Origin of the sequence: Myxacorys almedinensis A, assembly GCF_010091945.1 — a bacterium.
GTDB lineage: Bacteria > Cyanobacteriota > Cyanobacteriia > Leptolyngbyales > Leptolyngbyaceae > Myxacorys > Myxacorys almedinensis.
In genome coordinates, this window is record NZ_WVIE01000014.1 from 126,346 (window position 1) to 137,682 (window position 11,337).

The 11,337-nt window shown below is 50.4% G+C and carries 8 protein-coding genes; 2 read left to right on the forward strand and 6 right to left on the reverse strand.

All coding sequences use genetic code 11. The features are described 5' to 3' along the window. Positions 1–14 precede the first annotated feature (14 nt). The 6 genes from bioD to minC all read right to left on the reverse strand — a co-directional run bounded on the left by bioD (position 15) and on the right by minC (position 6,067). A complete protein-coding gene (gene bioD / locus GS601_RS13490) occupies positions 15–737 on the reverse strand; it encodes a dethiobiotin synthase (protein ID WP_162423806.1) in 723 nt (240 codons plus the stop codon). A 4-nt stretch (positions 738–741) separates the two neighbouring features. Further along, positions 742–2,625, reverse strand: a complete 1,884-nt coding sequence (locus tag GS601_RS13495) for a serine/threonine-protein kinase (RefSeq protein ID WP_162423807.1) — start codon at positions 2,623–2,625, stop codon at positions 742–744. Between the two features lie 208 nt (positions 2,626–2,833). Further along, a complete protein-coding gene (locus GS601_RS13500; protein WP_162423808.1) occupies positions 2,834–3,706 on the reverse strand; it encodes a shikimate dehydrogenase in 873 nt (290 codons plus the stop codon). Between the two features lie 7 nt (positions 3,707–3,713). Continuing rightward, positions 3,714–4,076, reverse strand: coding sequence for a cell division topological specificity factor MinE (minE, locus tag GS601_RS13505; protein WP_162423809.1), 363 nt, complete (start codon positions 4,074–4,076; stop codon positions 3,714–3,716). A gap of 86 nt (positions 4,077–4,162) precedes the next feature. Then, positions 4,163–4,966, reverse strand: a complete 804-nt coding sequence (gene minD, locus GS601_RS13510; protein WP_162423810.1) for a septum site-determining protein MinD — start codon at positions 4,964–4,966, stop codon at positions 4,163–4,165. Positions 4,967–5,182: 216 nt separating this feature from the next. Continuing rightward, on the reverse strand, positions 5,183–6,067 hold the full coding sequence (gene minC / locus GS601_RS13515; protein WP_162423811.1) for a septum site-determining protein MinC: 885 nt from the start codon (positions 6,065–6,067) through the stop codon (positions 5,183–5,185). 325 nt (positions 6,068–6,392) lie between these two features. On the opposite strand from minC, the gene GS601_RS13520 reads away from it, so the two are divergent. Both GS601_RS13520 and cobN read left to right on the forward strand, forming a co-directional pair. Further along, positions 6,393–8,813: a sucrose synthase gene (locus GS601_RS13520; RefSeq protein ID WP_162423812.1), complete on the forward strand. Its 2,421-nt coding sequence runs from the start codon at positions 6,393–6,395 to the stop codon at positions 8,811–8,813. Positions 8,814–8,922: 109 nt separating this feature from the next. Further along, the coding region (gene cobN / locus GS601_RS13525) for a cobaltochelatase subunit CobN (RefSeq protein WP_338017037.1) at positions 8,923–11,337 on the forward strand (2,415 nt) is incomplete at its 3' end.

The window sequence follows — 11,337 nt, forward strand, 5'->3', positions numbered from 1 at the left end:
ACCGTGATTTTCTGCTACAGCGACTCATACAGGACTGGGATGAGCCGTTCTAATTCTAAGTTAGAGGCAATCTGAGTCAGCTTAGCGCGATCGCTCCTGAGTAAACCGCCAGAAAAACCGCCATCCCTCGCTAAGTGAGGAATCAGCCCCACCACTGGAACATCAGTCAAGGACTGGATGAGCGATGCCGATGCCCACTGTTCTACCTCGCCTTCTGAGCAAGGCTGAACGCAATTTAGCACAATCCCTTTGAGATGCAAGCGCGACTGCCGCGCCAACGCCACATTTGCTACCGCTTGAGCGATCGCGCCCAACCTCACCGGAACCACTAACACAACCGGCAGATGCCAATCCCACGCCAAATCTGCCACCGTTGTGGTGTGCGTGATCGGCGATCCTAAGCCGCCCAGTGCTTCTACCAAGACAAAATCTCGCCGTTGCCGCAGCACTTCAAAGGCTTGCCACGCAATTTCTGGCTTTACCCGGTTGCCTTCTCGCTCCGCTGCCACGGGCAAGGCGAGGGGCGCTTCAAAATAAACGGGGTTGAGTTCATCGAGGGGTTGATCCAAGTCAAACAGGCTTAAATAGTGTTCGCGATCGCCCACTCCAGTTTGAAAAGGCTTCATAATTCCCAGCGTCTGCGATGCACAGTAAGTTTGCCAATAGGCTGCCAAGGCAGAGGTTAAAACCGTTTTGCCCACATCCGTATCAGTTCCGGCAATCAGAAGCGCGTTCATCGGTTTACTGAACATTCACGTCTAGGGTAAAGTTGGTATCTTGACTTGCTATAACATCGATTTGGTAGTCCCCCGACGAGTTCAAGGTTTGTTGCCAAACTGCGCTGCCAGTGTCTTCCACGCGCCCATCAGGGTAGCGAATCACCAGCGTTGCGCCCTGGCTAATCCTCACCGTGGCAAACTGTGCTTCTTTCGCGTTGAGAATATAGCGCTGAATCAGGGCTGGTCCTGCTTTGCCAGTGACCTGCGTCCCGTTTTGACCAGGGGGAAAATTGAGGCGATCGGTCTGGACGACGGGGCTAACGGTTGGCGAAGGAGACGGACTAGGAGACGGGCTGGGAGATGGCGGCGGCGGCGAAACCAGATCGACGTTGAGCTTGTATGTCCCTCTTTGCAAGCCTTTGACGGGTTTCAACTGCACCACATAATTCCCGGTATAAGGAAGGATTCCTGCCCACCGCGACGTGCGTTCGGCTTGGGCATCCACGGGCTTTTGGTCGGGTGCCAACACCGTCAGCAAGACTTCTTCTCCTTGCACCACCGCGCTCAGTTCTTGTCCTTCCTGGGCTGGCACAATCAAGTTTAGCGTCTGATTGGATTGCAATGTGCCATCTCGCGCCGCGCTGCCACTCAACAAATCTAGCGTTTGGCTAAACGAAACAGGTTCGGTAGGCGAGGGCGAGGGGCTGGGCGTTGTTGGGCTTGGGCGCGGTGTCGTTGGACTTGGGGAAACGGTGACTGTGGGGCTAGGAGAGGGCTGATTGACGGTGAGAATGCCGCGCGTAATCGTCCATGCGCCCAGCCCAACGAGGAGCACCAATCCGGTGCCGATCGCTAACACTGCCCATGGATCATCCCACAGCGAACTGCGGGTTGGAATCGTGGATTGTGCCCGGTTCTCAACGTTAGTCGAGGTGGTGGTTGGGGTCGAACGGCGTCCGATCGCTTGAGTTGCCATCTGGGACAAATCTGGTGAAGCGGGGCGAACCGCAGAGGGCGGCGGTGCCACAGAGGGAGGCGATGCCACAGAGGGCGGATAGGGAGCAGGCGTTCCGGACGTTTGGAACATTTGCATCACTTCGTTAGCAGATTGGAAGCGATCGCCCACCCGATAGCTCAACATGCGATTTAAGACTTGAGCAAAGACCGGATTGGCATTGACGTAGCGCTGCCACTTCCACGTCATGGTGTTTTCGTCAAACAGTTCTTGAGGCTCGCGCCCGGTGAGGAGGACGATGGCAGTCACCGCCAGGGCATAGAGGTCGCTGTTGGGGTAGGCTCGCCCGGTCTGCATTTGCTCGGTGGGCGCGTAGCCAAACTTGCCGACAGTGGTTTGCTGCTTAAACGTTTCAGGTCCTTGAATGCGGGTGGCAATTTCTTTGACCACACCAAAGTCAATCAGCACCGGCAGTTGGTCGCGATCGCGCAACATAATATTATCGGGCGCAATGTCTCGGTGAATAATGCCCTTGCCGTGAAGGTATGCCAAAACCGGCAAAACTTGCTTTACCATTTGCGTAACTTCATTTTCAGAGAAGACAAATCCCTGATTTTTGCGCTCATCGAGCAGCGTCCGGTAGGTCTTGCCTTCGACATAATCTTGGACTAGAAACAAGCGCTGATCTTCCTCGAAAGTGGCTCGAAACTGCGGAATTTGAGGATGCTCAATCTGATAAAGAATTTGTGCCTCGCGCTGAAACAGTTCTTTAGATTTGTTGAGTGCGTAAGGATTATCTTGCGGCGGCGTCAGTTCTTTAAGCGCACACAGTTCGTTAAACCGTCCCTGATCTTCTGCCAAATAGGTTCGACCAAAGCCCCCATGCCCCAAAGTGCTGAGAACACGGTAGCGGTTTTGTAGAATAGTTCCGACGGTGATAGCTGGCTGCATGGTCGATTCTGTCGCTCGCACTGAATTAGGAAAATTGCAGGGTCTAGAAATCTAGACCTAAAAATCTAGACCTAACTAGTTATACCTTAAGGGTTGACCCTCACTTTCAATCTCAAGTCTAGCGCTTTCGCTTCCCCTCGCGAAGGCACGGCTAGATCCTCGCCCTCGGCGGTTGGGCGACAAGAAACCCGATCGAGAATGTCGGTCGTTAGCCTGTCATACCCAGGTGCTGGCGTACTGCTTGGCGCATGGTATTGATGGGAACCGCGCGCCCAGTCCAAATTTCGAGGGCGGCGGCTCCTTGCCCAATCAACATTTCCAACCCGTCGATCGTGATGCAGCCCTGCGATCGCGCGTGTTGCAGAAATAAGGTCGGATTTGGAACGTAGATCAAGTCATAGGCGATCGCGCCGTTTTTCAACTGCTGAATTTCCATCGGGGTCAGCGGCGATCGTTCAACCTGGGGCGACATGCCGATTGGCGTTGTATTTACAACCAGGTCGGCGCGAGACAGCAGGGTTGGCAAGGCATCCCACGGATAGGTTTGCAGGGAGGGAGCCAAGGAAGAACCGTGCCAGCTTTGCAAAAACTGAGTCAGCTTGTCAGGGTTTCGCCCGACCACCTGAATTTCCGCGCATCCCAACTGGGCACATCCCGCGACCACGGCTCTTGCGGCTCCGCCATTACCCAGCACGATCGCACAGGTTGAACCCCACTCGGTCTGCAACGCTTGCAAGGGAGCGAGGAACCCGATCACATCGGTATTGGTGCCATGCCAACCTGCTTCAGTTTTCCAGACGGTGTTTACCGCGCCGATCGCTGCTGCAACGTCGGTAATGCCTGTGAGGTGGGAGAGGATGGCTTGTTTATGAGGAATCGTGACGCTAAAGCCTTGCAGATCGATCGCGCGAAATCCTGCGATCGCGGCGTCTAAATCGCCCGGCGCGATGGCAAATGGAAGATAGACATAATCTAATTCCATCTCCGTTAATGCAGCGTTGTGCAAGATCGGAGACAGGGAATGCTCGATCGGCTGCCCAATCACCCCTAAAAGTTTAGTGCTGCCCGTAATCCGTTTCATCAGTGGTTTAGTTAGAATCGGGCGCGGGGATAGAGTCTGGGGCGGCAGGGTCATCAGAAAGGGTTAGATCAGGAGCAACGGGAGACTTTTCGGGTTCTGTTTCGTTCCGGGGGCGCACCCGGCGAATCGGCAAATTTGCGATCAGCGCCGTGGTGCGGTTGGAACTTTCCAACGAAAATTCTGTACCCGTATCGTCAAGCTCGACGTAGCGCAAAACAACCTCTAGAATTTCCTTTCGCATATCCTCAAGCAAGTTGGGAGGGAGATCGGTGCGATCGTGCGCCAACACAAGCTGAAGACGACGTTTGACATCGTTTCGGCTATTGTCAGCCGGTCGGGGGAAAAGCCGTTCTAGAAGTTCGATGAGCATGGTGGGTAGAAAGAGAAAGCGGGTAGATAGTGATGATTTACGCTAAGGCTGAATGATCGGTTTGCAGCAGGTTTGATGCTCAGCACTTAGGCTCGGTTAGACAAAATACGACGTAAGCGAGACAAGAGACCTTCATCCCGAACGGTGAGATCCATAAAGGGCACAGGTTCGCCTTCTAAGCGACGCACCACATTATCAAATGCCGTTCCTGCTTGCGATGGCGTTTCCGATAAGACAAGTGGTTCACCTTTGTTTGTTGAAACGATCACTTTCTCATCATCAGGAATGACACCCAGCAGTTTTACAGCTAGAATCTCTTGGACATCTGCCACCGACATCATATCGTTTGCTTGTACCATTGCTGGCTTGATGCGGTTAATCAGCAACTGAATTTGCTTGACGTTGTTGGCTTCCAACAGCCCGATCACCCGATCGGCGTCTCGAACTGCCGAAATCTCTGGTGTGGTGACGATCACGGCTTCTTTGGCGGCTGCGATCGCATTTTGAAAGCCCATCTCAATCCCTGCGGGGCAGTCGATCAAAATATACTCATAGACTCGCGCCAGAGCATTGACCAACTGCTTCATTTGATCGGGCGTGACCGCTTCTTTGGTACGATTTTGGGCCGCAGGAAGCAATGCCAAATTATTAAACCGCTTATCTTTAACCAGCGCTTGCTCCAGGCGGCACTGCCCCGCGAGAACTTCCACCGCCGTGTAGACCACCCGGTTTTCTAGCCCCAAGAGCAGATCGAGATTTCTCAGCCCAAAATCGGCATCCACCACCACGACTTTGCGCCGCCGCTTGGCTAATGCCATGCCCAAATTTGCCGTGGTGGTGGTTTTGCCGACTCCACCTTTGCCTGACGTAATGACGATAATGCGAGCCATTGACCTTATCCGCCTTTGAAAAATAAGCGTTGACGGAACCCTACGTCCACAGGTTTTCTAGAATAAACGGAAATGCACCGCTTCACTAGTAGGAGGTGAACGTTTCGCTAAGAGTAGCAGAAAATGAAGGGTGAGAAATCAACAAAATTGTCAAACCGAAATTGTCAATTTGCTTTATAAAGTTTGATCTGCGCCCCGTCTCCGATGGGCGGATTTTTACGCTTGATTTTCCCACTCTGGGCGCTGAAAATCGCTAGCTCTGGCAATCCGAATTGTGCGTTTCGGAGAGACATAGGCAACTTCTGGATGATAGTGCGCGGGCGGAGTTTCGGGGGCGCGGGCAACAAAATCGGCGATCCGAATTTGAGTAGGTTCAAGTTGCAGCGCCAAGATTAGACAGCGACTATCGCCTTTGCATCCTGCATGAGCAACGCCGCGCAGCCGCCCCCAGACCAAAATATCGCCTGCCGCAATCACAGAACTGCCAGGATTGAGATCGCCCAACACGACGACGGTGCCGTTATGGCGGATTTCTGTTCCCGATCGCAGCGTCATTTGCACATAAAGCGGCTCTTCCATGCTGGGAGCCGCGGTGGTAGGTTTGGCGATCGGCGCGGCGGCGGTTTGTTGCTCAACCGAGTATCCAGCCGTTGCCGCAACGACGGCGGTTTGACGACGGCTCGTGTACACCCAGCGAAGTTGGAGTTGCAGGTCTGAGAGTTCGTCTGCGATCGCTTGGAGTTGGCGGTTGTCAAGCAAGCGATCGCCCACCATCAAATAGACGGCGCTATTGGGTTGCCAAAACCGTTCACGGGCACTCAACTGCTGCTTAAACTGCTGCCAAACCTCGTTCCACGAAAAGCCGATGGGCGATTTGGTCTGCTCTGCATCGGGCGGCAAAATCAACAGCAGCTTGTCGCCTTCGGGTTTGAGGCGAACTTGTAAATTTTCCGGAATATCGATGAGGTTGGGTCGCGCATCAGAGGTCGGCTCTGATGGACTAGATGAAGGTAAGGAGAGATCCATCGGCGGCTCTGAAGACGTAGAAGACGCCTCCGGAGGATCAGACGGAGTAGAAATAGAGGAGGTGTCAGAAGTCATGCCAGAACAAGGGCTTTAACGGACTAAATCATATTGATTCGTGCGACGCATTGCAAGGGGAGCGGCGGATAAAGCAGGAACGCCCTCTGCTTGATGAGAAGGATGATGTTTTGTGCCATACGGTTTAGATCCGCAAAAGGTCTACACCAAAGGTCTACATTGATCTGAAATGTTTAGATTAAGAATAGAGCATGAAACTCAGCCCCTGACCAAAAATTTTCGCTCGGCTGGACAATATTAACGCTTGAAATTTGAAGGCAATACTGATAACTTTCATCACACAAATCTTTTACACTCTAGTCAAATTACTGAATAAGGAGTCACAATGTCGGAGCTAATTCAAACGGTTCTCAACAGCGATGAAAAAACGGATCTGCGAGCCTTTACCAGCCTTCTGCGAGCCTTGGACAAGCGGTATTTTCTAAGAAATGAAATTGTGCATGCGTTTGATAACTATTGCCAAAGTAACAAAAAGTCACAGCAATTTTATACATCTTCTCATTTCAGCAAACTGATTTACTTTACTCAAGAAATCATTCTTGACGATGAGAGTTTGTGTTTAATTATTCGCCCGCGCATTGCCCAACAAGAAGCCTATCGACTGTCAGACGATCTAGCGATCGCACCGATCAGCACTCCAGATTTGTTAGATCTGCGCGATCGCTTTGTGGATCGTTACACGCCCCAGGAAGGTGATATTTTTGAAATCGATTTTCAGCCGTTCTACGATTATTCACCCACGATTCGCGATCCAAAAAATATTGGCAAAGGGGTTGAATTTTTAAACCGATTTCTGTCGAGTAAATTGTTTCAAGCGCCGCATCAGTGGCAAGAATTGTTGTTTAATTTTTTGCGGCTGCATCGCTATGATGGCGCTCAACTGCTGATCAATGAACGGATTCAGACGCAGCAGCAGCTATCAGATCGGGTGAAGCAGGCGTTGGCAATTGTCAGCGATCGCAGCCCTGATGAGGCTTACGAAACCTTTCGCTTTGAGTTGCAAAATCTTGGATTTGAGCCAGGATGGGGTAACACTGCGCGGCGAGTGCACGACACCCTAGAGATTTTAGATGGCTTAATTGATTCCCCCGATCACCAAGCGTTGGAGGCGTTTATTTCGCGCATTCCAATGATTTTTCGGGTCGTATTAGTTTCAATTCATGGTTGGTTTGGGCAAGAAGGCGTGTTGGGCAGACCTGATACAGGTGGTCAGATTGTTTATGTTTTAGATCAAGTAAAAAGCTTGGAGAAACAGCTTCAAGAAGATCTGCATCTGGCTGGGTTAGGGGTGTTGAATGTTTCTCCTAAAGTATTAGTATTGACCCGGTTAATTCCTAATAGTGATGGAACGTCTTGTAATCAACGGTTAGAGAAAATTTACGGCACCCATAATGCCTGGATTTTGCGAGTTCCGTTTCGGGAATTTAACCCGAACCTAACCCAAAATTGGATTTCTCGCTTTGAAATTTGGCCCTATCTCGAAACCTTTTCAGTTGATGCAGAACGAGAGCTACGAGCCGAATTTCAAGGGACGCCCGATCTGATTGTGGGCAATTATTCTGATGGAAATTTGGTGGCATTTTTGTTAGCTCGTCGGCTGAAAGTGACGCATTGTATTGTTGCTCATGCCCTGGAAAAATCGAAGTATCTGTTTAGTAATCTCTACTGGCAAGATTTGGAAAATAATTATCACTTTTCGCTGCAATTTACAGCCGATCTGATCGCTATGAATGCAGCAAATTTTGTGATCAGTAGCACCTACCAAGAAATTGTGGGAACCTCTGAAAGCATTGGGCAGTATGAGTCTTATAAATCGTTTACGATGCCAGAGCTATATCACGTTGTCAGTGGTGTTGAATTATTTAGCCCAAAATTTAATGTTGTACCACCGGGTGTCAATCAAGCGGTGTTTTTTCCGTTTACAGCTACCCAAGAGCGATTAAACCATGAGCGCGATCGCTTGGAAAATCTTCTGTTTAATGACGACGACTCAGAGCAAATTTTTGGCAAGCTAGACGATCCAAATAAGCGTCCTTTATTTTCAATGGCGCGACTTGATCGAATTAAAAATCTGACAGGGCTGGTGGAAGCATACGGCAAAAGTGAGGAACTACAGAAACGCTGTAATCTGATTTTGATCGCTGGCAAACTTCGCACAGAAGACTCAACCGACCATGAAGAAATCAGCGAAATCGAGAAGCTTTATGGATTGATTGAGCAGTATCGCTTGCATGGCAAAATTCGCTGGCTTGGGGTGCGGCTGTCAAAAAGTGACACCGGAGAAGTGTATCGGGTGATTGGCGATCGCAAGGGAATTTTTGTGCAGCCCGCGTTGTTTGAGGCGTTTGGTTTAACGATTCTCGAATCGATGGTGACAGGATTGCCAACTTTTGCAACCCGCTTTGGAGGCCCGTTAGAAATTATTCAAAACAGGCTCAATGGCTTTTATATTAACCCAACCGATCACGAAGAGGTTGCAACTGCTGTTGTAGAGTTTCTTGATCAGTGCGATCGCAACCCAAACTATTGGGATGAAATTTCTCAACAAAGTATTGAGCGTGTGTATAGTACCTATACTTGGAAAATTCATACCAATCGCTTGTTGTCGTTGGCTAAAATTTACGGGTTCTGGAACTATTCGTCGCAGGAAAATCGGGAGGATATGTTGCGTTATATCGAGTCATTGTTTTATCTGTTATATAAACCTAGGGCACAACAATTGTTACACGAACACATGAATCGATGAGTTTTGGTTGGTCATGGTGTTGCGGCAATTTGTCCTAAAATGATCGGGTTGTTGGCACACCGCCCGGCAGAGAGACGCGCCATGGCGCGTCTCTACGGTGGATATCACCATGCGGTGGATTGAACCCGTGCCGTTATTCCCATCGATGAATCGCGTTTCCCCAATCACAAATTATTTTATGCATCGTTTAGCAGCAATTCCGGGCGGTTGGAATCCTGACACGGAGGGGGTTGTATTTATCGAACAGACGCCCGCCCCGATCGTGATTTTGACGGCTGCCGATACCGATATTCAGACCTTGGCAACGGCGGTTGCTGATCTGCCAGAAGGCTTTCCATCGGTACGAGTGGCGAACCTGCTCAATTTGCAACAGCAGTTAACTATTGATACCTATGCTGAAAATGTTTTAGAACAGGCAGAGGTGATCGTGTTGCGCTTGTTGGGCGGACGAGCATACTGGTCATATGGCTTGGAAGTGGTTAAAGAAACCTGCGATCGCACCCACACCCCACTGATTGTTTTGCCCGGAGACGATCGCCCCGATCCAGATTTGCTCAGTCATTCGACGCTGCCGCTTTCTGTGGTCAATCAAGTGTGGCGGTATTTCACCGAGGGCGGTCGCCAAAATCTTCAAAATGCACTTAAATTTCTTGCCACTACTTGCTTAAAGCAAAATCACGAAATTGTTTCTCCCTGTATTGTCCCTAAGGTTGGGATTTATGAATGGAAAAGCGATCCGCTATTATTGTCAGAGTTTCCTAAAGCTGGAATTTTGTTTTACCGAGCGCATTACTTATCTGGAAATGTAGATGTCATCGATGCATTGTGCCAGGCATTAATAAGCTGTGGTTTAGCCCCTGTTCCAGTGTTTGTTTCATCATTGCGCGATCGCGATGTTCAAGCCGAGCTTTTAACCTACTTCAAATCGAATATTCACGTCCTCCTCAACACAACGAGTTTCTCGATCTCTTCTCCATCTTCCCCATCCGATTTTTGGACGAGGCTAGATGTCCCAGTGCTGCAAGTGATTTTGAGCAGCGGCACTGTTGAGCAGTGGCAATCGAGCGTGCAGGGGCTTTCACCGAGAGATATCGCGATGAATGTGGCGCTTCCTGAAGTGGATGGACGCATTATCAGCCGAGCCGTTTCGTTTAAAACGGTGCAAACTCGTCATCCGGATCTGCAAACCGATGTGGTGACCTATAAGCCTGTGCGCGATCGCGTTGAGTTTGTGGCAAATTTGGCTGCAAACTGGACTCGTCTCCGCCAAACTCCCGTTGCTGATCGAAAGATCGCGCTGATTCTGGCAAATTATCCCACCCGCGATGGTCGCCTTGCCAATGGCGTTGGGTTAGACACGCCGCAAAGCTGTGTAGAAATTTTAAAGTCGCTACAGCAAGCAGGCTATACCGTTGAAGACATACCAGAAACATCAGATGAGCTAATCAGAAGACTAACGCAAGGAGTCACAAATGATTTAGAAGGAAAAGATCTGAGAACAATTCATCAACATATATCGCCAGAAGACTATCAATATTATTTTTCAACGCTACCTGAGCCAGTTCAGCAAGGCATTCTAAATCGCTGGAAAGATATTAAAAACGAAGAATTTCCCATTGCAGGAATTCAGTTAGGAAATGTATTTATCGGCATTCAGCCTGCACGCGGATATGATCGTGATCCATCGCTAAATTATCATGCTCCAGATTTAGAACCAACGCATACTTACTTGGCGTTTTACCACTGGGTGCGATCGCACTTCAATGCCAACGCCATCGTTCATGTCGGCAAACACGGAAACCTGGAATGGCTTCCTGGTAAAAGCCTTGCGCTTGCTGAAAATTGCTATCCCGAAGTTGCGATCGCAGCCCTTCCTCATCTCTATCCGTTTATCGTTAACGATCCGGGGGAAGGCGCTCAAGCCAAACGCCGTGCCCAAGCTGTGATTATTGATCATCTCACGCCCCCCATGACGCGGGCTGAACTTTACGGCGGACTACAAACCCTAGAAGCCCTGATCGATGAATACTACGAAGCGCAAAGTTTAGATCCAACCCGATTATCGGTGATCCGCGATCGCATCATCGCCTTGGTTCAACAAGAAAACCTGGTTCAAAAATCTTCGATTCAATCCATCGATGACCTCATTACAAACTTAGATCGCTATCTCTGCGAACTCAAAGAAGCACAGATCCGCGACGGCTTACACATTTTTGGCAAATGTCCAGAAGGGCGACAGTTTCGAGACTTGATCATCGCGATCGCTCGTCACCCCCAGCCCGGTCGCCTCGGCTTAACTCGCGCTTTAGCAAAAGCTTGGCATCTAGACTTCGACCCTCTAACAACCGATCCAGCAGAGGTAATCGTAGATCGCGAATGGCGAACCGTCGGAGATGCGATCGCCGCCCTAGAAACCGAAGCTCAAACCCTAATCGATCATCTCCTCTCCCCCTCCCCCCCCCCCCCCCCCCCCCCCCCCCCCCCCCCCCCCCCCCCCCCCCCCCCCCCCCCCCCCCCCCCCCCC